Here is a 22,917-nt window from a genome sequence, read left to right on the forward strand (position 1 = left end):
CATTAACATAAAACACTCAAAATAATGAAGAAAATATTGTTGCTCGGTTCCGGGGAATTAGGAAAAGAGTTTGTAATTTCTGCCCAGCGTAAAGGTCAGCACATTATTGCTTGTGACTCGTATGCCGGAGCGCCTGCTATGCAAGTAGCCGACGAATGTGAAGTATTCGATATGCTGAACGGCGAAGAACTGGAGCGTATCGTTAAGAAACATCAGCCGGACATTATCGTTCCGGAGATTGAAGCAATCCGTACGGAACGTCTGTATGATTTTGAAAAGGAAGGTATCCAGGTGGTTCCCAGTGCCCGTGCCGTTAACTTCACGATGAATCGTAAAGCCATTCGTGATCTTGCTGCTAAAGAACTCGGACTGAAAACTGCCAGATATTTTTACGCTAAGACATTAGACGAACTGAAAGCTGCCGCTGCTAAAATAGGTTTCCCTTGTGTGGTGAAACCGTTGATGTCTTCTTCCGGTAAAGGACAGTCACTTGTGAAAAATGCCGACGAACTTGAACACGCTTGGGAGTATGGATGCAGTGGTAGCCGTGGTGATATCCGCGAGCTCATTATTGAGGAATTTATTAAGTTCGACAGTGAAATAACACTATTGACGGTTACTCAAAAGAACGGTCCCACGTTGTTCTGTCCGCCTATCGGCCACGTGCAGAAAGGAGGCGATTACCGTGAAAGTTTCCAGCCTGCGCACATTGACCCTGCTCACCTGAAAGAAGCGGAGGAAATGGCAGAGAAAGTGACCCGCGCTTTGACGGGAGCCGGACTTTGGGGAGTTGAATTCTTCTTGAGCCATGAGAATGGCGTTTACTTCTCCGAACTTTCCCCCCGTCCGCATGACACCGGTATGGTGACATTGGCAGGAACGCAGAATTTGAATGAGTTCGAACTTCATTTGCGTGCTGTGCTTGGACTTCCTATTCCGGGCATTAAGCAAGAGAGGATAGGAGCGAGTGCCGTTATCCTTTCTCCGATAGCCAGCCAAGAACGTCCTCAATACCGCGGAATGGAAGAAGTCACTAAAGAGGAAGATACTTACCTGCGTATATTCGGTAAGCCGTTTACCCGCGTCAACCGTCGTATGGGAGTGGTACTGTGTTATGCTCCGCTCGACTCCGATCTGGACGCTTTGCGCGATAAGGCAAAGAGAATAGCTGAAAAGGTGGAAGTATATTAAATATCCGATCGATATTTAATATAAAAGCTCCAACTCACCGGATTTATAAATTCCGGCGAGTTGGAGCTTTTATTTTTAAATCGGTAGGTATCTTCGGATGTGTCCGAACACAAAACTAGTTGCCGGTGCTACTATTTTGTTTTTTTGCTAATGTTCTGATTATAAACAATGAGTCTGAAAACTTATTAGAATCAAACATATACAGTTGTTATTTTATAAGTAACAGAAACTTTTTGCTGACTATTTGTAATATTATAAACTCTATTTTGGTCTATTTGTAGTCTTTATTGGCCTAACAAGTGTTATCGAACGACAAATTTTAAAAAAGAAAGAACAATCTCACGGATTTGTTTCTACATTTGCGCAGTTGTTTATATAACTATTTCTTTAGGTGATAGTTTATCAGAAATAAAATATAGATGAACAAAAGTGGAACTTAGCTGTTATTATAATAGTAAAAACAGATAAAGCGCGAAGCATTCGTTCCTTGTCATACTATTTAAGATTCAATAGGAAAGAAAAAGAATAATATAAAAAAGATTGCTTATGTCACAGATTATCGGACATATATCCCAGGTGATCGGCCCTGTGGTCGATGTGTACTTTGAAGGTACAGATGCAGAAGTGATGTTACCAAGTATACATGATGCACTGGAGATAAAAAGGCCAAACGGCAAAATACTGATTGTAGAAGTACAGCAACACATTGGTGAAAATACGGTTCGCACCGTGGCTATGGATAGTACCGACGGACTTCAGAGAGGCATGAAAGTGCGCCCTACCGGAGGTCCGATAACAATGCCGATTGGTGAACAAATTAAAGGGCGACTGATGAATGTGGTCGGCGATTCTATTGACGGTATGAAGGAACTCGACCGGAAAGGTGCATATTCCATTCACCGCGATCCTCCCAAATTCGAAGATTTAACTACCGTGCAGGAGGTACTCTTTACGGGTATCAAGGTGATCGACTTGCTCGAACCGTATGCCAAAGGTGGTAAGATCGGTCTGTTCGGTGGTGCGGGAGTCGGAAAAACCGTATTGATTCAGGAACTTATCAATAACATTGCCAAGAAACATAATGGATTCTCTGTATTTGCCGGAGTAGGTGAGCGTACGCGTGAAGGTAACGACTTGCTTCGTGAAATGATTGAGTCGGGTGTTATTCGCTATGGCGAAGCATTCAAAGAAAGTATGGAGAAAGGGGATTGGGACCTTTCCAAAGTTGATTATAACGAATTGGAAAAGTCGCAGGTATCTCTGATATTTGGCCAGATGAACGAGCCTCCGGGTGCACGTGCCTCTGTGGCATTGTCCGGACTGACGGTTGCGGAATCTTTCCGTGATGCCGGAAGTGAAGGTGAAAAACGCGATATTTTGTTCTTTATTGACAATATCTTCCGTTTCACGCAAGCGGGTTCGGAAGTCTCGGCATTGTTGGGGCGTATGCCTTCCGCCGTGGGTTATCAACCTACTCTTGCTACGGAAATGGGTGCGATGCAAGAACGTATCACTTCCACCCGGAAAGGATCTATCACTTCCGTACAGGCGGTGTATGTGCCTGCCGACGACTTGACTGACCCGGCTCCTGCAACTACTTTCAGCCACTTGGATGCGACTACTGTACTTGACCGTAAGATTACGGAGTTGGGAATCTATCCGGCTGTGGACCCGTTGGCGTCTACTTCTCGTATTCTTGATCCACACATCGTTGGGCAGGAACACTATGATACGGCGCAGCGTGTGAAGCAGATTCTACAACGTAACAAGGAATTACAAGATATCATTTCTATTCTTGGTATGGAGGAGCTTTCGGAGGAGGATAAGACGGTGGTGAACCGTGCCCGCCGTGTGCAGCGTTTCCTTTCGCAGCCGTTTGCCGTTGCCGAACAGTTCACGGGTGTTCCGGGAGTAATGGTTTCCATTGAGGATACAATCAAGGGATTTAGAATGATTCTGGATGGTGAGGTGGATAATCTTCCCGAACAGGCGTTCTTGAATGTAGGTACGATTGAGGAAGCTATGGAGAAAGGTAAGAAATTGTTGGAACAAGCGAAGAAATAAAAAACGTTGCGATGAAAGAACTGCATTTGAGTATAGTGTCGCCTGAAAAGAGCGTATTCGACGGAGATGTGAAGATAGTCACATTGCCGGGTACGATCGGGTCGTTTTCCATTCTGCCGGGACATGCGCCTATCGTCTCGTCATTGAAAGCGGGAACATTAAGTTATACCACGCTGGACGGGGAGGAGCATACACTTGATATTCAGGGTGGTTTTGTGGAATTGAGTGACGGGACGGTTTCTGCCTGCGTTTCGTAGGCGGACCTCCTGAAATATAGTTGAATTGGAAAAAACGAGATTTAGAAAATACAGTAGAAAAACACAGTGACATGATGAACATTAGTAAAACTAAACGGAATTTTATCGGCTTGAACACTTTATTTGCAATTCTAAGTGCAGGAGTCGGTGCAGTGATTTTACACGTTGCCCTACCGGGACATTATTTCGGAGGATATCCGTTTATTCCGACATATTTCTATCTGTTTGGTTTGTTCAGTATCTATATGTTCGATGCGTGTCGGCAGCATGCTCCGCAAAAGATGTTACTGCTGTATTTGGCAATAAAAATGGTAAAGATGATTCTTTCGATAATTCTAGTCTTGATTTATTGCCTTGCCGTGCGTGAAGAAGCTAAAGCTTTCTTGCTGACGTTTATCTCGTTCTATTTGCTGTATCTGATATACGAAACATGGTTCTTCTTCTCGTTTGAAGTGAACCTGAAACGGAAAAAGAAAAATAAGAATAAAAATGAAACAGTTGCGTAACATATTAACCCCGTTGGTGCTGCTCTGTCTGTTGGCAGCCGGCTTCCCTGTTTTTGCACAGGAACAGGAAGAAGCGGCTCCGAAGATGCAGGATGAGATGACTTCTAAAGAAGAAAAAGAGAATACGGTTGATGTGAAAGAGATCGTGTTCGGGCATATCGGTGACTCATACGAATGGCATATTACGACGTGGGGTAAAACACACATTACTATACCATTACCTATTATTGTTTATAGTAGCACTACAGGTTGGCATACTTTTCTATCTTCGCGTCTTGAAGAGAACGGGGGTAGTTATGAAGGGCTTTCCATCGCTCCCGAAGGAAGTAAATACGAAGGTAAACTGGTAGAGTATAATGCAGCCGGAGAGCAAGTGCGTCCGTGGGACATTTCTATCACAAAGGTGACATTTGCTTTGCTGTTCAACAGTGTGCTGTTGCTGGTGATTGTATTGAGTGTAGCCCACTGGTATCGAAAACGTCCTCGCGGAGCGTTGGCACCGGGAGGGTTCATCGGATTCATGGAGATGTTTATTATGATGGTGAACGATGATATCATCAAGAGTTGTGTCGGTCCCAATTATCGGAAATTCGCTCCATATCTGCTGACAGCGTTTTTTTTCATCTTTGTCAACAATATAATGGGATTGATCCCATTCTTTCCCGGTGGGGCGAATGTGACGGGAAATATTGCGATCACAATGGTACTGGCTATCTGTACGTTCCTTGCGGTTAATATTTTCGGAACCAAACATTATTGGAAAGATATTTTCTGGCCGGATGTACCCTGGTGGCTGAAAGTTCCTGTGCCGATGATGCCTTTCATCGAGTTTTTCGGGATCTTCACGAAACCGTTTGCATTGATGATTCGTCTTTTCGCCAATATGTTGGCAGGACACATGGCAATGCTGGTGCTTACTTGCCTGATTTTCATCTCTGCAAGTATGGGGCCCGCACTGAACGGCACACTGACCGTGGCTTCCGTACTGTTCAATATCTTTATGAATGCGCTTGAACTGTTGGTAGCTTTCATCCAGGCATACGTGTTTACAATGCTTTCGGCAGTGTTTATCGGACTGGCACAAGAAGGCGCGAAGGTGAAGGCGGAAGAAAAATAAAAGAGAATTAGATAAGAGAGCAAATAAAAAATATAAACCATTTTAAAACTGAAAATTATGTTACTATCAGTATTGTTACAAGCCACTGCAGCAGCAGTAGGAGTAAGTAAATTAGGTGCAGCTATCGGTGCAGGTCTTGCAGTAATCGGAGCAGGTTTGGGTATTGGTAAGATTGGTGGTTCGGCTATGGAAGCTATTGCGCGGCAGCCGGAAGCATCAGGTGACATTCGTATGAATATGATTATCGCGGCAGCCTTGATTGAAGGTGTAGCCTTGTTGGCGGTAGTAGTATGTCTGTTGGTGTTCTTCCTCTAAGCAGGTGGAATACCGACAAACTGTAAATCAATATTCATCATTCTAAATTACAAGAAATGTCATTACTATTACCTGATAGTGGCCTGTTGTTCTGGATGTTTGTCGCATTCGGGATTGTGTTTGTGATATTGGCAAAATACGGTTTCCCTATCATCATTAGGATGGTGGAAGACCGTAAAGTCTATATCGACCAGTCTTTGGAGGTGGCAAGAGAAGCCAACGCACAGCTCTCCAAACTAAAGCAGGAGGGCGATGCGCTTGTGGCTGCCGCCAACAAGGAACAAGGACGCATCTTGAAGGAAGCAATGGAAGAACGTGACAAGATTGTTCACGAGGCCCGTAAGCAAGCCGAGATAGCCGCACAGAAGGAACTGGATGCGGTGAGACAACAAATCCAGGTGGAGAAAGACGAAGCTATCCGCGACATCCGTCGTCAGGTGGCTGTGCTTTCTGTCGATATTGCCGAAAAAGTGCTCCGTAAGAGTCTTCAGGACAAAGAAGCTCAAATGGGCATGATTGACCGTATGCTGGATGAAGTATTAACCCCTAATAAGAACTAAGGAAAATGGAAGTCGGAATACTCTCAATGCGATATGCCAAAGCGATGATTGAATACGCACAGGAGAAAGGAGTGGAGGACAAGCTCTACCAAGAGTTCCTCACACTGTCTTATTGCTTTTGCGCCCAACCGGGTTTGCGCGAAGCACTGGATAACCCTGTTATCTCAACCAAAGAGAAATTGGCGCTGGTATGTACGGCTGCCGATGGCAACGGTAAATCCACCAGAGAGTTTGTCCATTTTATTACTTTGGTACTGCGAAACAGGCGTGAGGGATATTTACAGTTTATCAGCCTGATGTATCTGGATCTTTACCGGAAACTAAAGCATATCGGGGTAGGCAAACTGATTACGGCTGTTCCTGTGGACAAGGAGACGGAAGACCGTATCCGCTCCGCAGCAGCGCATATCCTGCATGCGCAAATGGAACTGGAGACTGTGGTAGATCCGTCTATCGAGGGCGGATTCATCTTCGATATTAATGATTATCGACTGGATGCAAGCATTGCTACGCAGTTGAAGCGAGTAAAACAACAGTTTATTGATAAGAATAGGAGAATTGTATAATGTCTGAAAATATTAAAGTAAGCGAGGTTTCCGATATATTGCGTAAACAGCTCGAAGGTATTAATACCCATGTGCAGCTTGACGAAATCGGTACGGTGCTTCAGGTGAGCGATGGTGTGGTGCGTATCTATGGACTGCGGAATGCCGAGGCTAACGAGTTACTGGAGTTTGACAACGGCATTAAGGCTATCGTGATGAACCTTGAAGAGGACAACGTGGGTGCTGTGTTGTTGGGACCGACTGACAGAATCAAGGAAGGCTTTATTGTGAAGCGTACCAAGCATATTGCTTCTATCCGCGTAGGAGAAAGTATGTTGGGGCGTGTCATTGACCCGCTGGGTGAACCGCTCGACGGTAAAGGCTTAATTGGTGGTGATTTGTATGAAATGCCGTTGGAACGCAAAGCGCCGGGAGTAATCTTCCGTCAGCCTGTCAACCAGCCGTTGCAGACAGGACTGAAAGCTGTGGATGCCATGATTCCTATTGGGCGTGGACAACGTGAGCTGATTATCGGTGACCGTCAGACAGGAAAGACGGCCATTGCGATTGATACGATTATCAACCAACGTACCAACTTCCTGGCAGGGGATCCTGTATATTGTATTTATGTGGCTATCGGTCAAAAAGGTTCTACCGTGGCTTCTATTGTAAATACGCTCCGTGAGTATGGTGCTATGGATTATACCGTTGTGGTAGCTGCCACGGCTGGCGATCCGGCTGCATTACAGTATTACGCGCCGTTTGCAGGGGCTGCTATCGGCGAATATTTCCGTGATACCGGCCGTCACGCGCTAGTGGTTTATGATGACCTTTCCAAGCAGGCGGTTGCCTATCGTGAGGTCTCATTGATCCTTCGCCGTCCGTCCGGACGTGAGGCTTATCCGGGTGATATCTTCTACCTGCATTCCCGCTTGTTGGAACGTGCGGCTAAGATTATCAATCAGGAGGAAGTGGCGCGCGAAATGAATGACCTTCCCGAAAGCCTGAAAGGTATTGTGAAAGGGGGTGGTTCACTGACTGCCTTGCCTATCATTGAGACGCAGGCAGGAGACGTTTCGGCCTATATTCCAACGAACGTGATTTCTATCACTGACGGACAGATATTCCTCGAAACGGACTTGTTCAATCAGGGTGTCCGCCCGGCTATCAATGTCGGTATCTCTGTATCCCGTGTAGGTGGTAATGCTCAGATTAAGGCGATGAAAAAAGTGGCAGGAACATTGAAGATAGACCAGGCACAGTATCGTGAATTGGAAGCATTCTCCAAGTTCAGCAGTGATATGGACCCGATTACGGCATTGACAATTGACAAAGGGCGTAAGAATGCGCAGTTGCTGATTCAGCCTCAATACAGTCCGATGCCTGTGGAACAACAGATTGCTATCCTCTATTGTGGTACACATGGTTTGCTCCGTGATGTGCCATTGAACAACGTGCAGGATTTTGAACGCAGTTTCATCGAGTCTCTGCAATTGAATCATCAGGAGGATGTGTTGGATGTATTGAGAACGGGTGTTATTGATGATAATGTGACTAAGGCTATTGAAGAAACTGCTGCTATGGTCGCTAAACAATATTTGTAATTCAAGAAAACTATGGCTTCACTGAAAGAAGTAAAAACCAGAATAAATTCGGTTAAAAGTACCCGAAAAATCACTTCAGCAATGAAGATGGTGGCTTCTGCCAAACTACATAAGGCACAAGGAGCCATTGAGAATATGTTGCCCTATCAGAAGAAGTTGAACAAGATTCTGACTAACTTTTTGAGCGCTGATCTTCCGATAGAGTCTCCTTACATACGAGCACGGGAAGTGAAGCGTGTGGCGATTATTGCTTTTTCTTCGAATACATCACTTTGTGGTGCTTTTAATGCAAATGTCATAAAGATGTTATTGCAAACTGTCAGCGAATACCGTACGCTGGGACAGGATAATATTTTGATCTTTCCCATAGGAAAGAAGGTGGAGGAAGCTGTGAAGAGAATGGGATTCCAGCCAGGGGAAATACCTCCGACACTTTCCGATAAACCAACTTATCAAGAAGCTTCCGACCTGGCGGATCTTCTAATGAAAATGTATGTGGCGGGAGAAATTGACCGTGTGGAATTGATTTATCATCATTTTAAATCAATGGGTGTGCAGATTCTACTTCGTGAGACTTATCTGCCTATTGACCTTACACGTGCAGTAGAAGAAGGTAAAGAACTGGAAAAACAGAAAGAAGAAGAACGTGAAGTTGTGAATGACTATATAGTAGAACCTTCTGCTGAGCAATTGATTGCCGACTTGATACCTACTGTATTAAGCCAGAAGCTCTTTACTGCTGCTGTGGATTCTAATGCTTCCGAGCACGCAGCACGTACATTAGCAATGCAAGTAGCTACGGACAATGCCAACGAATTGATTCAAGACCTTACCAAGCAATATAACAAGAGTCGCCAACAGGCGATTACGAACGAATTGCTGGATATTGTGGGTGGTTCGATGCAGTAATTACGACAATTAATAACATTATTTTTTGATTCAATATCCCGTTTTTAAGGTGAAACTTAAAAACGGGAATTTATATATATATATTTGCGTTGGAAATAGTCTTGAATTTTTATTTATATTCAAGCAAAACAAATATACGAAGTAGTTTTCGGACATAATAGCACATCACTTAGTGTTCTAATTTGATCCGTCGTCCCGGTTGCTTTCTAGCGGGAAAAACAGCCGGGACTTTTTGTCTGATTCTCATTTGACTATTTTATGCGGAAAAGTTTAGTACTTTTATTTCAATCTCTATATAGTTTTCCGTACCTTTGCACAAAATAATATACTTTCATGGAAAATAATCCTGAACTACAACTTGCTTGGCAGTTCATTGAAAATACAGGCACACACCTGTTTCTTACCGGAAAAGCCGGAACCGGAAAAACTACATTTCTAAAACGATTGAGAGAGCATACCCCCAAACGCATGGTCGTATTGGCTCCGACGGGTATTGCAGCAATTAACGCCGGAGGGGTGACGATTCATTCTTTTTTCCAGATATCTTTTGCTCCATTTGTGCCGGAAACGACTTTTAACTCTGCGCAAATACAATACCGATACAGTCAAGAGAAACGTAACATTATCCGAAGCATGGATTTATTAGTGATTGATGAAATCAGTATGGTACGTGCGGATTTGCTAGACGCAGTAGATGCGACTTTACGTCGTTATCGCAATCGCGAAAAGCCTTTTGGAGGTGTACAACTGTTGATGATTGGAGATTTGCAGCAGTTAGCTCCTGTTGTGAGGGACAGCGAATGGAGTTTGTTGAGGAATTATTACGAAACGCCTTATTTTTTTGCCAGCCGTGCATTGAGAGAAACGACCTATATGACAATTGAACTGGAAAAGGTATACCGTCAGAACGATACTTTTTTTCTTTCTCTGTTGAATAAAATACGTGAGAACAAAGCAGATGATGAAGTGTTGAATGAGTTGAATCGGCGATATCAGCAAGGCTTCCAACCGCCCAAAGAAGAAGGATATATCCGTTTGACAACACATAACAATCAAGCACAGCAAGTAAATGATCGTGAATTGGCTTCTCTACCGGGAAAGCCTTATCATTTTCGAGCTGAAGTGACGGGGACTTTTCCTGAATACACATATCCCGCAGATGAAATTCTCACTATTAAAGAGGGTGCCCAGATCATGTTTCTCAAAAATGATGTTTCTTTGGAAAAACGGTATTATAATGGTATGATCGGAGAGGTGGTAGCCGTTAATGATTCTGAGATATATGTGAAAGAAAAAGGGAGTGAGGAGGATTTTCTGTTGTTGCCGGAGGAATGGGGAAACTATAAGTATGTGTTAAATGAGGAAACGAAGGAAATCACTGAGGTGATAGAAGGAACATTCCGTCAATATCCTATTCGATTGGCATGGGCTATCACGATACATAAGAGTCAGGGATTGACATTTGAACGTGCAATTATTGATGCACGCAATTCCTTTGCGCATGGACAGACATATGTAGCTTTGAGTCGTTGTAAGACTTTGGAGGGCTTGGTATTGGAGTCTCCATTGCGTAAGGAGGCTATTATTAGTGACAGTGTGGTTGATAACTTCACAAAAGAGGTGGAACGGAATAAACCGGGAAACAAGCAGCTAAGTGATATGCAGAAGGCTTATTTCTTCGATTTGTTGAGTGATTTGTTTAACTTCTATTCCCTCGAGCAGGCTTATAAACGGTTGCTTCGTATGCTGGATGAAGATTTGTATAAACTTTACCCTAAATTACTTACCGAATATAAGCTATTGGAGCCTCATATTAAGGAAAAGATAGTGGAAGTTGCCCACCGTTTCCGCAATCAGTATACACGTTTGATTAATGAGAGTGAAGATTATGCTTCGGACCAGGAGTTGCAGGAACGGATTCGTTCCGGTGCGGTGTATTTTCATAAAGAGCTGGAACCTATTCGTGTTTTGTTTGCAAAGACTAATATACCTCTTGATAACAGGGAGTTGAGGAAACAACTGAATGAACGTTTGCAAGCGTTGGATGATGCATTGTGGATTAAAGAGTCCTTATTGAAAGCTATGTGTGTGCAACCTTTTATTGTTGCTGAATATTTGAAATTGAAAGCTAAGGTGATGTTAAGTCTTGAGGACAACTCTTCTTCTCCTTCTCCTACCGCTAAAACATTGAGAGAGAGAAAAGAACGGGTAGAACGTACACGTAGTAGTTTTACAAAAGTAAAAGTAGAAGTTCCTACGGATATTCTGCATCCGGAGCTTTATCGCACTTTATCGGAATGGAGAACAGAAAAGACGCGTGAAACCAATATGCCTGCTTATGTCATTATGCAACAGAAAGCATTAATGGGCATTGTAAATCTTTTGCCGGATACTCCGCAAGCTTTGGAAGCTGTACCTTATTTTGGAGCGAAAGGAGTGGAGAAATATGGACTTGAAATTTTGGGGATTGTCCGTAAGTATATGAGGGAGAATCAAGTGAAACGACCGGAAATCAAAGAGATATTTCTTCCGGAAAAAAGTAAGAGGGGAGAAAAAAAGGAACCGAAGAAAGATACGAAACAGATGAGCTATGAGATGTTTTGTAAGGGAATGAGTATGGAGGAGATAGCTAAATCACGTGATTTGGTGACGGGAACAATTGCTACGCACTTAGAACATTATGTTCGTATGGGAAAGATTAAACTGGAGCAAGTAGTAGCTGTAGAAAAGATAGAGAAGATTCGTCGGTATCAGCAAAAGAACGAGAATTCCGGAGTGGCAGGAATAAAAGCGGCGTTAGGAGACGAGGTCTCCTATGCCGATATCAGATTTGTATTCGCAGCCGATGATGCTAGGCGTTGAAGCTCTTAGAATTTGCAGAAGAAAGAAACGAATACCGGAACACTCATATCAATGAGAATGCCGTGTAGTATAGCAATCGGAATCATTTCTTTTCCCGAATATCTGCTGATAGAAGGCAATAATACATCCATGGAATTGACTCCTGCCGCAGAGATAGGAGCCAATTTTCCGAAATACTTTTTGATAAGCGGAGTGCCGAGAAGTGCCATCATTTCACGGAAGATATTAGTCAGTAGGGCGATTGTGCCTAGTTCTGTGGCAAGTTGCAGTCCGATAGACGGTTCTTTGAACTGGGTGATAAGAATGGAAGAGAGTGAATAATAGGCAAATCCGCTTCCTACTGCCATACAGTCGAACACGCTCCATTGACTTACCAGTATGCTTGCCAAAGCAGAGAATAATAATGTTCCGATGATAGTTCCCAACGGAATTAGTAACATCTTGGGATGCAGGTGTGAAATGATTGTTTTCAGATTTTTGTTGGAACCGATGCTAACTCCTACTTGAAGCATTAGCGCATATAGTATGTACATAGAAATAGTATGCGTGTCAAATTGAAACTTATTGAGAGCTCCCATGATACAGCCTACACAAAAGAATAATATTACAATCAGACTTCCTTTCATTGTTCGCCTCCTTTCTTGAAGAATAGTTGTAAAACCAGCCGGGCAGCAATCAAGCTTCCCAATACACCCGATATGGCAAGAATGATTGCTTGTTTACCGAACTTACCAAGATTGTTTACTATCAGACTATTAGATCCGATAGATACGCCAAGTATAAAGAGTAAGAGGAATATTGTAAGAGAAATCGTCTTTTCTGTCTTTTGTAAAATAGTCCAGTTACGCAATACATAGCCGATTCCGATTCCTAGAAACATGGTAGATATAATAGAAAACATATTGTATATATTTAGGTCAGGTTATACATTTGAATAAGCCACACGAATAATTCTCCAAAAAGATAATTTATCTTATTGAAAGTCAGGATAAATGCTACTTGTGAGCAACAGAGTGAATCAGCAAGTAGCTCCTATAATCAAAGAAAGGGGAATTTAGATGAATCCACTGAACCAATGTACATGCACGCAACATGACTTACAGAAATTGGGGATTTCCGCAAGAAAGTAAGCAGTGTTATGTAGTTGTAATCTCTGATTCATCATTGGTCTTCTTAATTTTGGTGCAAAGATATGAACTTTTTGTATATTTTCAAAATAAATATGCAATAATTATATACTGTTCCAATCCAGAAGGACTTCCTTTAGTTTTCGCGGATTGTATCCGAGTATTGTTCGTGCTTTCTCGATACTCATTCCGCTAAAACGCGGGCGGGGAGTGGATTCTTGCATTTCTTCTGTCGTAACAGAATGAATGAGCGCGCGGTTTAATTTCATGTAGTCTGCTACCTGATAAGCTATTTCTGCAATAGTCAAACATTCGTCACCACAGATATGAAAGATTCCGTTGGCCGTATTTTCTATCAGGCGTTGTATCCCGTCTGATAGATCTCCTACAAAAGTTGGCGTGCGCCATTGGTCGGATACAACACGAATCTCTTGTCCGGCTTTCAAACGGTTCATTACTAATTGAACGATATTTCCATGCTGTCCGGGCAGTGCTTTTCCATACACAATCTCTACACGTGCAATGGCATAATTACTACAAATATCGGCAACTTTTTCTTCTCCTTTCCATTTGGTGAATCCGTAATAGTTGACAGGAGCGGGGAGTATTTCTTCTGTATATAGCTGTCCGGTTCTCTCATTTATCTTTCCGTCAAATACGAAATCAGTGGATAAATGGATGAAACGGCTTTGGTATTCTTTGCAAAGGTGTGCCAGTTGTTCTACCGCGGTAACGTTTATGAGGTAAGCCTCTTCATGGTGTGTTTCACAATAATCGGGAACAGATAAAGCGGAACAGTTGATAACTACATCCGGACAAATTGCTTTGAACAACTCTTTTACGGACGCTTCATTCCGTATATCAACTTCAATGAAACGATACTTCTTTGTATTCTCTAAAGCTGGAAAGATATCCGAGTGCAGGGAACAGCCGGTCACATTATATTGTTTATGGGCAGATAAATCCTTCAGTAATTGGCGTCCGGTGAATCCGTTAGCACCGATGATTAATATATTTCTCATGATTTTTTATAAGATGTATAGAGCTGTTGTTCTTGAATATCTACAAATTAGAAAATATCTCTTTTAATAGATTTAATGAGTAGCTGCATACCATGCTGTTTTTTCTTTTGCGGAAGCGAGGTCATTAGTACTGGGATCGGAAATGGTGATACCGGAGAAAGTTTCTATTTTTACCTTTCCTCTACTCATAGAATAGAAATAATCTGTATTTCTTTTGAATGGAACAGTGCGGTTAAGTTGTTCGTTGAATTGAGCCAGTAATTCCTGGTTGGAACATAACTTTGATACATAATCTCCGCAATCAAAGAATATAACAGGAGAATAGCCGTCTAATCTTTGCAGTGACCCGGTTAATGTCGTATCAAATGTATATTGGCTATTTATGTCCTTCATTATAGTTGCCAAATGATCCAATTCTGCGCAATCCGTGACAGCGATAGTGCCGCATGGCATCTCATAATTTGAATAAAAGTCATCGAATCCATTACAGATCTTTTCATAATTAATTTCTCCTATCAAATACTGTCCGATCTTTGCGTATGGCATACCGTACGCCATTATTTCACAGGTAGACGCTATCAGATGATTAGTCACATTTTTAAGATCATAAGCAACTTCTACTGTCGACATGTAACAATCATCAAAAAGTATATATTCCATTTTCAATCCGGCATTGGAGATACCTTGAGCAAGTGTGGTTATGTCGGTTTGATATTGGGGATATAATCCTCCGAAATAACGTGTCATAGGTACATTCTCATACTCCCAGTGCATTTTGTTGACACAAAGGTTACTGCGTGATTGGGCATTTGATACAGGTATCCATCCCATACCATGACAACCGATAATCATAGAGTAACGTTGGGCTGGTGTACATTCCCGAACATCATTAAGGATAGATGTAATTCCTTCGGCTGTTGTATATACGGGATCAGTATACTGCTTATAGGTCTTGCGCACGCTTTTACCGTTTTCATAAACGAGTTCAAAAAGAGTAGCTTCTGTAGCTTCGGTACACATAAATACTATGACACGTTCATTTTTTAGTATATTCTTTTCGATTACACTCTCCAGGTCACTGATATTCTGATAGAAGTTAGAAGTCAGATTGTTCGACCAAGGGAGATACATAAATATCGTTTGCTCATTATTTGCCCGTACAATAGGAGGAACAATTTCATTGGGATCAGTATCCGTAGGATTTTCTGTATCTTCTATATCCGGCGATTCAGGAATAATATCTTCTTTTTCACACGAAGCCATGCTAAAAGATAGAAATAGCACAAAGATGATTGGTTTTATAAGATGATAATATTTTTGCTTTGTCTTCATTTTGTTTCTTGAATTAAATTATCAGAGTTTCTGCAAAACTACTGAAAAAATAGTGATTTCTACAACTGATTGTAGGATTTCTGTGAGGTATAGACATAAAAAAAGGAGCAACGCCTTGCTCCAACCTTTGTTAACCTTAAATCTAATACTATGAAAAACACATTGCAAATGTACGCACTTTTGTGAAATCTGCAAATAATCCAAGAAAAAAAGTATGTTTTATAACATTGATTAAGAGTTTTATTTCCCGATTCTATTTTTATTAAGGATTTCTGCCGTTAACTAAATAATTTTAGTTGGGCATTCTGAATTCATTTGGCGAACACCCTGTGATTTTCTTGAATAAGCGGCTGAAATACTGTGAATTAGAGAACCCTAGTTCTTGTGCAATCTGGCCGAGCGTTTTATCCGTATTTACCAACCATCCTTTGGCTATCTCGAAACGTTTGAACTGGATATACTCTTTGAACTCTTTTCCTATTTCATATTTCAGTAAATCATTAAAATATGCAGGCGATAAATGCAGGAGATTAGCACAATATTCATCGGATAACACATCAGTTGATAGGCTTACTTTCACATTGAAATGATTATCAAGCAGATGATTGAATTCTCTGAACACCTTTTTATTGACTTCGCTACGTGTGATAAACTGGCGTTCGTAGAAGCGGGTACAATAATCCAGCAAAAGTTCAATGTATTTTGAAATGATTTTTTTGCTGTGTCGGTCAATGCAGCGCTCAAGCTCTTGCCGAATCCTCTCCAGGAACTCCAGAATAATCTGTTTTTCGCGTAGAGAGAGATGCAGTGCTTCCTCCGGACAATAAGAGAAGAAAGTATAATTGTGTATATTGAGTCCGAGCGGAGTCCCGCAAATCAAGTCGGGGTGAAAGGCCAATATCCATCCCTTGGAAGGAAATTCCTTGTTGTTCTCCTTCATACTGATTGACTCTCCGGGAGTCAGGCAAACGAGAGTTCCGTCCGAGAAATCACAATATTGGTGCCCGTATGCATAGGCCTCACACTTACATTCACTCAACAGAATCGTATAGAATCCGAATTTAATGTCCGTATGAGGAGATAAGTCAGCCTTCGAAAGGTCGATGACACTGACTAGCGGATGCAGTGTCTTACTTCCCAGGCAACAATTACATTGATGCACGGTTCCTATTTTGAGTACTTTATCTCCCATGACGTTAACGATCTCTCCGGTGTATGTTCTTAGTTCTGCTGTTTATATTCATTCGGTGTATATCCGACATGTTTTTTAAATAGCCGGCTGAAGTGTTGAGGATACTGGAATCCCAGTTCATAAGCTATCTGGCTGACCGTTTGCGAACCTTCCAATATTCGTTCTTTGGCAAGTTCAATGATACGGCACTGAATATATTCCTGCGCAGTTTTACCAGTTTCTTTTTTTATCAAGTCGCCGAAGTAATTAGGAGAAAGGCATACCTTGTCTGCAAAATATTTCACGGAAGGCAACCCTTCGGTCAATGCTACCTGCCCTTGGAAATATTCATCCAATAGATGTTCGAACCGCACGATAATGTCTTTGTTTACCTGATTGCGTGTGATAAACTGCCGTTCATAGAAACGCATACAATAATCGAGTAATAGTTCGATATTGCGGACAATAAGTTGTTTGCTATGCTTGTCGATAGCATGTTCCAGTTCGATTTGTATTTTATGTATACAGTCCGTTACAATTTCTTTTTCCTGTTCGGATAGATGCAAGGCTTCATTAACTTCATAAGAAAAGAAAGAATAATTCTTGATATTCTGTCCCAGAGAAGTTCCCCGGATCAGGTCGGGATGAAACAAGACCCCGATCGATTTTGTACGTTGAGGAGTTTTCTTCCGGTTATCTATACCAATCACTTGACCTGGGGCCATACAGACGACCGTTCCTTCCTGATAGTCATAATAGTTACGCCCATATTTAAGGTCTCCGCAATTAATGTCTTTCAAAAACAGAGAGTAGAATCCGATATTCATGTGATAGTATTCTACTGTTTTTGTCGCTTTTGAAAAGTCGATCACATTCACTAAAGGGTGCAAAGTTTCCAGTCCGAACAATTGGTCGTACTGATCAATAGTTTCAATTTTGGTAATTTCATCCATACGGCTTACAGTTTTATCATAGGCAAAGATAAAACTTTTAAGAATATCTTATCTATATCATATTTGCAAAACAGTAATATAGGTACAAGAATCAGTAATTTGTATACAACGTTGGTAGTCAAAGGCAGAATTAATATCTTTGTTCCAAAAATTTTAATACCTACTTTTATGAAAGCATTATTTATTGGCGGAACAGGTACGATCAGTACCGATGTCGTAGCATTGGCACAACAGAGAGGGTGGGAGATTACGCTGCTCAATAGAGGTTCGAAAAAACTGCCGGAAGGTATGCGTAGCATCGTGGCGGACATCCATGACGAACAGGCGGTGGCGAAAGCTATAGCACACGAAAGCTATGATGTCGTTGCCCAATTTATAGGTTATACGGCGAAAGATGTAGAACGAGATATCCGTCTGTTTCAGCATAAGACAAAACAATATATTTTCATCAGTAGTGCTTCTGCCTATCAAAAACCGCAGACAGATTACCGCATTACGGAAAGTACTCCATTAGTAAATCCTTTTTGGGAGTACTCGCGTAATAAAATTGAAGCGGAAGAAGTGCTGATGACTGCTTACCGGACAACCGGCTTTCCCGTGACTATCGTTCGTCCGAGCCATACCTACAATGGAACGAAGCCTCCCGTATCTGTGCATGGAGCTAAAGGAAACTGGCAGATCTTAAAGCGTATCCTTGACGGAAAGCCTGTGATTATCCCTGGTGACGGAAGTTCGTTATGGACACTGACACATTCTAAGGACTTTGCCAAAGGATATGTCGGTTTAATGGCAAACCCTCATGCTATCGGGAATGCTTTCCATATCACAACCGACGAAAGTATGACTTGGAATCAGATTTATGAAACCATTGCCGATGCATTAGGAAAACCGCTGAATGCGTTACACGTAGCTTCGGATTTTCTTGCCGGACATGGAGAAACTTATGATTTCAGAGGGGAACTATTAGGTGACAAGGCTGCCACAGTCGTTTTTGATAATTCGAAGATCAAGAGACTTGTCCCGGATTTTATCTGTACTGTATCAATGGTGGACGGTCTGAGACAATCCGTGCATTATATGCTTACACATCCTGAGAGTCAAACGCCTGATCTGGAGTTTGATAAGTGGTGTGATAGGATAGCGGATGCAATGTACGCTGCGGATAAGGCTTTTAAATCAGGCAAATAGTAAACCTAGCCTTCATATATTTAGTAAGGACCGTTTCGTCCTTGCTGTACTTCAATCCGTATACCGAAATTACCGTTTGCGGATTTTAGTTCGAATGCTCCCCGGAAATTATTCTTTTCCCAAGGCATGGCACTTCGGTTGGGCACTCTCCAACCGTCTTTGTCATAATCTCCGTATGTATTAATCCTCATACCGTTTTTCAGCTTAAAAGATCCCATTTGCATGAACTGTGGAGAAGACGACAGCCCCAAGCCATACCCGTATCCGAAACCGGAAAAGGCAGAAGGAGAAAAAGCATCAGAGAATCCTTGTGAGTATGTGGCATCCGTATTCAGACGGAACAGTTGATTATAGTCTTTACTCATATTCGGCACATCCAGGCTGAATTTAGGAAGTTTGGGAGGAGCTACATTCATCAATCCCATATCCAATAAAAAGCCGCCAAACTCCTTAATATTAGCCGAGGGGGCACGACGAATACTATCGGAAGGGATTTCTGACTGTGCGGATGCAAAACCGACCGATAATATCAGCGAAAGAAATAAAATCAGTTTTTTCATCTTCGTAAAGGTTGATTTATGACAAAGATAGAAATTTTCATCCTGACTATTTGTTTCTGTTATATTTTCTTAGAGAAAAACTCTTTAAAAATAGGATGACAACATTTGTACATACGTTTAAGTAGCAATTAACGTGGATACTTCCCGTTTCAAGTAACAAAAGACATGACATTGAGCAAAGTTCGTATCTTTCCTCCCTCATTCATAAAAAGGAACGAGGGAGGAAATACCTTTTAGCGTATGGAAGCCTTCCATACATTAGCATACTCTTCCAGTACACGCTTGATACTCTGCCCGATTTTTACATAATCAGCTTCGTTCAAGTTGGCAAGTGATACACGGACACTCCATTTCGGTCCGGCAAAGCCACCACCGTTCAGCAATACGAGCGAAGTCTCATTTGCCAGGCGAAAGACCACATCCAACGGATTATATGTCTTTTGCAGATAAGCAACAAAATCATCCCCATAGAATTTTTTCGCCCATACCAGCATATCAATTTCCGAGTAATATCCGGCACGTAGAGGGTCTTCTACCAGTGTGAAACCCGTATTGTCCCATAATGCATGAAGGCGGCGGTGAATGATTTCCTGCATTCTGGTTTTGTAACGGTTTTCCTTATCCAGAATAGCAAAAAGCGAGAACAGGCTCATCTGCATCTGCTGTGGCAGAGAAAGACCTGCGGTATGATTCAATGCGATCTGGCGGCTGTCTGCCACCATGCGGTCAATAAACTTCAGCTTTTCCGGATGCAAATCGATACTGGAGTAACGTTTGTTCAAGATTGCTTTTTGCTCCTCCGACAGGCGGGCAATCATTTTGTCGTAGATGTTGTCTTCGTGTAGCGCGATTACGGCATTTCTCCAGCCTGTTGCACCGAAATATTTGGAGAAAGAATAAACGCAAAGAGTATTGTGAGGCAATTCCGCCATTAATGACCGGAAATGAGGTATAAATGTTCCATACACATCGTCCGTAATAATCATCAGGTTCGGATTATCATTTTTTACGATATTGACAATCCGTGCGGCAGTCTCCGGGCTAAGCGCATAACTGGGCGGATTGCTCGGATTCGTAATGAAGAGCGCTTTAATCTGCGGATTTTTCAGTTTGTCAATGTCTTCATCCTTATATTGCCATGTATGTAATCCGTCGGCTGTCATCTGATCGGCGGATATTTCAGTCACGTTAAATTGATAACGTCGTAGCTGCGGGATCTCTATATAAGGAGTGAAAACCGGAATCATCAGTGCAATAGAATCTCCCTGGTTCAACAGGAAATTCTCTTCCAGCGAATCGAACAGATAACACATGGCGGCTGTGCCTCCTTCGGTGGCGAACAAGTCGAATGTCCCTTTCGGCGGACGTCGGTCACACATCTCTTGTGCCAGATAATCCTGTACGATCTGTTCCGTAAAATACAGAATACGGTCGGGCACAGGATACTGGTCACCGATGACGGATTCCGCCCATTCATGTACCAGTGTGTCCGGGTCGGCAGCATGCTCCATTAGCATATAGTTGTAACCCTCTTTCAGCAGATTGGCACCGGGAGCCTTCTCATTATCTTTCAGGAACGCCTCAAAACGGGCAGCGATCCCTGCCTTTTGAGGGATACCGGCGATTCCTTCTTCCAGTGAAAACGCCCGGCGACATTCACAAAGTCCGAATTGTCCCAACAGGAAAAAAGCTTCACGTGGTTCGGTAGCAATCCAGTTCGGATTACCCCGTCCTGCATTCAGCATGGTATGTGCTATCTTCTTGACACTCTCATCCGCCATGTCAATAAGCTTGTTTTTCAGTTCGAACGGACTGATCGTTTCCATTTTCCTGGCATAACTTTTAGTAATAGCCGGGCTATTGTCTTTTTTTTCCATAATGAAATCTATATTAGTTAGAATAGTAAATAAGTTGTCAAAAGTATTGGTTTCACGTTTACATCAGCAATACGATAAATACTCCCCAGATAATCAGCAGTGTGTTGCCGACAGCATACGTTACGGTATATCCTAAAGCCGGGGTCTCACTCTCCACCGCATCCTGAACAGCTCCCAATGCAGCAGTGGTAGTACGTGCTCCCGCCGTACATCCTAATGTCAGTGCAGGGTGGAATTTGAACAGATATTTGCCCATTAGTAACCCGCTGAGAAGAGGAATGGCCGTAGCCAATGCCCCGATAATGAACAAGCTGAAACCGACCTCCTTAAATCCGGCTACAAAACTGGGACCTGCGGCAATGCCGACTACTGCAATAAACATGTTCAATCCTACATTATTCAATACCCAGAGTGAAGGTTCGGGAATACCTCCGAAAGTAGGATGTTTACTGCGCAGCCAACCGAATATCAGTCCTGCAATCAATGCACCTCCACTGGTGGAAAGACTGATAGGGACACCTCCCAGATGCATAGTCAACGCACCGACAAGGCCACCGACCAGAATACCGAGTCCGACAAAAATCATATCTGTCTGATTCGTCGGCCGATCAACATATCCCATTTGTTTAGCGGCAGTTTCCACCTCATGTTTCATTCCGGTAAGTTCCAGAATATCACCGGCGTCCACCACTGTCCGGGCAAGTACCGGGACATTGATACCCGCACGTTTGATACTACGGATACTAACCCCGTGCATAAATTTCTGTGCCCGGATTGTCGATACCTTTTCGCCTGCGAAAGTCCGGTGTGTCACCATAACCGGCAGAGTTTCCGCCGGAAAGTCCAGTAGTTGCGCATCGATCACTTCCGGGCCGATCCAGTCTTCTTCGCCAATCACAAATTCGCGTCGTCCGCTTAGTACGATTTCATCCTCCGGCTGAAGAAGCATATCCGGTTTGACCTCTTTTACAACTCCCCGTTGTCGGACTCGTTCTACAAATAACAGTTTCTCCTGTTCGGATAGATACTTTTCCAGTTCACTCACCTTTTTTCCTTTGCCAAACCATTTATTTGTGATCTTGTACGCACGGAACACTACCGGACGAAGGGCAGGGGAGAATCCGGGTTCATCCATTTCTGAAGTCCCCATTTTAGATTCCAGTTCTTTACAATCAGCTTTTACTTTATCCAATCCGCCGAGAAGCTTCGGACCGAGAGAAGCCAGAATCCAGGCAGAACCAGCTGTACCGAAAATATAAGTGACGGCATAAGACACAGGAATGGCATTAATATATGTTGCCTTCTGTGCTTCGCTGATGCCCAACTGGTTGATCGTATCGCTTGCCACGCCGATAACGGCAGATATCGTTTGTGAGCCTGCCAGCAATCCGACAGCCTCTCCGATATGATATCCCATAATCTTGGCAAGTATCCATGGTGCTACCAGACTGACGATACACATCAATACGGCGAACCCCACCTGTGGCAGTCCGTCTTTTTTCAGTCCGCGAAAGAATTGCGGACCTACCTTGTAGCCAACGGCAAACAAAAAGAGTAGAAAAAATACGGCTTTTAACGGACCGTCTACTGTAATGTTCAATTGTCCTACCAATACTCCTACCAGAAGGACGCTGGTCACTGTACCTAAAGAGAATTTCCCTATTTTCAGTCTTCCCAGCCAGAATCCCGCGAAAAGTGTGAGGAAGATAGCAAGTTCAGGGTGTACCCTTAGTTGATTGATAATCCATTCCATAATT

Annotated in this window: 21 protein-coding genes; 12 read left to right on the forward strand and 9 right to left on the reverse strand. The window is 42.7% G+C overall.

Annotation, left to right across the window (positions count from 1 at the left end; translation table 11 throughout):
* The first annotated feature begins 24 nt into the window (after window positions 1-24).
* The 11 genes from purT to CGC64_RS12635 all read left to right on the forward strand — a co-directional run bounded on the left by purT (window position 25) and on the right by CGC64_RS12635 (window position 11,930).
* On the forward strand, window positions 25-1,191 hold the full coding sequence (gene purT / locus CGC64_RS12585; RefSeq protein WP_005676099.1) for a formate-dependent phosphoribosylglycinamide formyltransferase: 1,167 nt from the start codon (window positions 25-27) through the stop codon (window positions 1,189-1,191).
* Window positions 1,192-1,737: 546 nt separating this feature from the next.
* Complete coding sequence (gene atpD / locus CGC64_RS12590; RefSeq protein ID WP_005676098.1) at window positions 1,738-3,255, forward strand: F0F1 ATP synthase subunit beta; 1,518 nt, start codon at window positions 1,738-1,740, stop codon at window positions 3,253-3,255.
* Between the two features lie 11 nt (window positions 3,256-3,266).
* Entirely contained in the window at window positions 3,267-3,512 is a 246-nt protein-coding gene (gene atpC, locus CGC64_RS12595) for an ATP synthase F1 subunit epsilon (RefSeq protein WP_005676097.1), read from the forward strand.
* A gap of 71 nt (window positions 3,513-3,583) precedes the next feature.
* Entirely contained in the window at window positions 3,584-4,018 is a 435-nt protein-coding gene (locus CGC64_RS12600; RefSeq protein ID WP_005676095.1) for a hypothetical protein, read from the forward strand.
* Window positions 4,002-5,135 carry a F0F1 ATP synthase subunit A gene (atpB, locus tag CGC64_RS12605; RefSeq protein WP_005676093.1) on the forward strand — a complete coding sequence of 378 codons (1,134 nt, stop codon included), beginning with the start codon at window positions 4,002-4,004 and terminating at the stop codon, window positions 5,133-5,135. The genes CGC64_RS12600 and atpB overlap by 17 nt, the downstream gene beginning before the upstream one ends.
* Before the next feature lie 57 nt (window positions 5,136-5,192).
* The gene (atpE, locus tag CGC64_RS12610; RefSeq protein ID WP_004295758.1) at window positions 5,193-5,450 is read left to right on the forward strand and encodes an ATP synthase F0 subunit C; all 258 of its coding nucleotides are present in this window, start codon (window positions 5,193-5,195) and stop codon (window positions 5,448-5,450) included.
* 56 nt (window positions 5,451-5,506) lie between these two features.
* Window positions 5,507-6,010, forward strand: a complete 504-nt coding sequence (gene atpF / locus CGC64_RS12615; protein ID WP_005676090.1) for a F0F1 ATP synthase subunit B — start codon at window positions 5,507-5,509, stop codon at window positions 6,008-6,010.
* A gap of 5 nt (window positions 6,011-6,015) precedes the next feature.
* Entirely contained in the window at window positions 6,016-6,576 is a 561-nt protein-coding gene (locus CGC64_RS12620; RefSeq protein ID WP_005676089.1) for a F0F1 ATP synthase subunit delta, read from the forward strand.
* The gene (atpA, locus tag CGC64_RS12625; RefSeq protein ID WP_005676087.1) at window positions 6,576-8,159 is read left to right on the forward strand and encodes a F0F1 ATP synthase subunit alpha; all 1,584 of its coding nucleotides are present in this window, start codon (window positions 6,576-6,578) and stop codon (window positions 8,157-8,159) included. Before CGC64_RS12620 ends, atpA begins: the two co-directional genes overlap by 1 nt.
* A 12-nt stretch (window positions 8,160-8,171) precedes the next feature.
* A complete protein-coding gene (locus CGC64_RS12630) occupies window positions 8,172-9,068 on the forward strand; it encodes a F0F1 ATP synthase subunit gamma (protein ID WP_005676086.1) in 897 nt (298 codons plus the stop codon).
* A 333-nt stretch (window positions 9,069-9,401) separates the two neighbouring features.
* The gene (locus CGC64_RS12635; RefSeq protein ID WP_005676085.1) at window positions 9,402-11,930 is read left to right on the forward strand and encodes a helix-turn-helix domain-containing protein; all 2,529 of its coding nucleotides are present in this window, start codon (window positions 9,402-9,404) and stop codon (window positions 11,928-11,930) included.
* 5 nt (window positions 11,931-11,935) lie between these two features.
* On the opposite strand, the gene CGC64_RS12640 is transcribed toward CGC64_RS12635, so the two are convergent.
* The 6 genes from CGC64_RS12640 to CGC64_RS12665 form a co-directional block, all read right to left on the reverse strand.
* On the reverse strand, window positions 11,936-12,556 hold the full coding sequence (locus CGC64_RS12640) for a lysine exporter LysO family protein (protein WP_005676084.1): 621 nt from the start codon (window positions 12,554-12,556) through the stop codon (window positions 11,936-11,938).
* Window positions 12,553-12,831 carry a LysO family transporter gene (locus CGC64_RS12645; protein ID WP_005680927.1) on the reverse strand — a complete coding sequence of 93 codons (279 nt, stop codon included), beginning with the start codon at window positions 12,829-12,831 and terminating at the stop codon, window positions 12,553-12,555. The genes CGC64_RS12640 and CGC64_RS12645 overlap by 4 nt, the downstream gene beginning before the upstream one ends.
* A 330-nt stretch (window positions 12,832-13,161) precedes the next feature.
* Window positions 13,162-14,079 carry an SDR family oxidoreductase gene (locus CGC64_RS12650; protein WP_005676082.1) on the reverse strand — a complete coding sequence of 306 codons (918 nt, stop codon included), beginning with the start codon at window positions 14,077-14,079 and terminating at the stop codon, window positions 13,162-13,164.
* Between the two features lie 72 nt (window positions 14,080-14,151).
* Window positions 14,152-15,411: a clostripain-related cysteine peptidase gene (locus CGC64_RS12655; protein ID WP_005676081.1), complete on the reverse strand. Its 1,260-nt coding sequence runs from the start codon at window positions 15,409-15,411 to the stop codon at window positions 14,152-14,154.
* 292 nt (window positions 15,412-15,703) lie between these two features.
* Window positions 15,704-16,603 (reverse strand): helix-turn-helix domain-containing protein, encoded by a 900-nt coding sequence (locus CGC64_RS12660; RefSeq protein ID WP_005676080.1) that lies wholly within the window; start codon window positions 16,601-16,603, stop codon window positions 15,704-15,706.
* Window positions 16,604-16,632: 29 nt separating this feature from the next.
* A complete protein-coding gene (locus CGC64_RS12665) occupies window positions 16,633-17,535 on the reverse strand; it encodes a helix-turn-helix domain-containing protein (protein ID WP_005676079.1) in 903 nt (300 codons plus the stop codon).
* Between the two features lie 168 nt (window positions 17,536-17,703).
* On the opposite strand from CGC64_RS12665, the gene CGC64_RS12670 reads away from it, so the two are divergent.
* Window positions 17,704-18,723, forward strand: a complete 1,020-nt coding sequence (locus tag CGC64_RS12670; RefSeq protein ID WP_005676077.1) for an SDR family oxidoreductase — start codon at window positions 17,704-17,706, stop codon at window positions 18,721-18,723.
* A gap of 20 nt (window positions 18,724-18,743) precedes the next feature.
* Here the strand turns inward: CGC64_RS12670 and CGC64_RS12675 are convergent, their stop codons facing one another.
* The 3 genes from CGC64_RS12675 to aspT all read right to left on the reverse strand — a co-directional run bounded on the left by CGC64_RS12675 (window position 18,744) and on the right by aspT (window position 22,913).
* Window positions 18,744-19,283, reverse strand: coding sequence for a hypothetical protein (locus tag CGC64_RS12675; protein WP_005676076.1), 540 nt, complete (start codon window positions 19,281-19,283; stop codon window positions 18,744-18,746).
* A gap of 233 nt (window positions 19,284-19,516) precedes the next feature.
* The gene (gene aspD / locus CGC64_RS12680) at window positions 19,517-21,160 is read right to left on the reverse strand and encodes an aspartate 4-decarboxylase (RefSeq protein ID WP_005676075.1); all 1,644 of its coding nucleotides are present in this window, start codon (window positions 21,158-21,160) and stop codon (window positions 19,517-19,519) included.
* A gap of 58 nt (window positions 21,161-21,218) precedes the next feature.
* Window positions 21,219-22,913, reverse strand: coding sequence for an aspartate-alanine antiporter (gene aspT / locus CGC64_RS12685; RefSeq protein WP_005676074.1), 1,695 nt, complete (start codon window positions 22,911-22,913; stop codon window positions 21,219-21,221).
* Window positions 22,914-22,917 lie beyond the last annotated feature (4 nt).

It is taken from the genome of Bacteroides caccae, assembly GCF_002222615.2.
In the GTDB taxonomy this organism is placed as follows: Bacteria; Bacteroidota; Bacteroidia; order Bacteroidales; family Bacteroidaceae; genus Bacteroides; species Bacteroides caccae.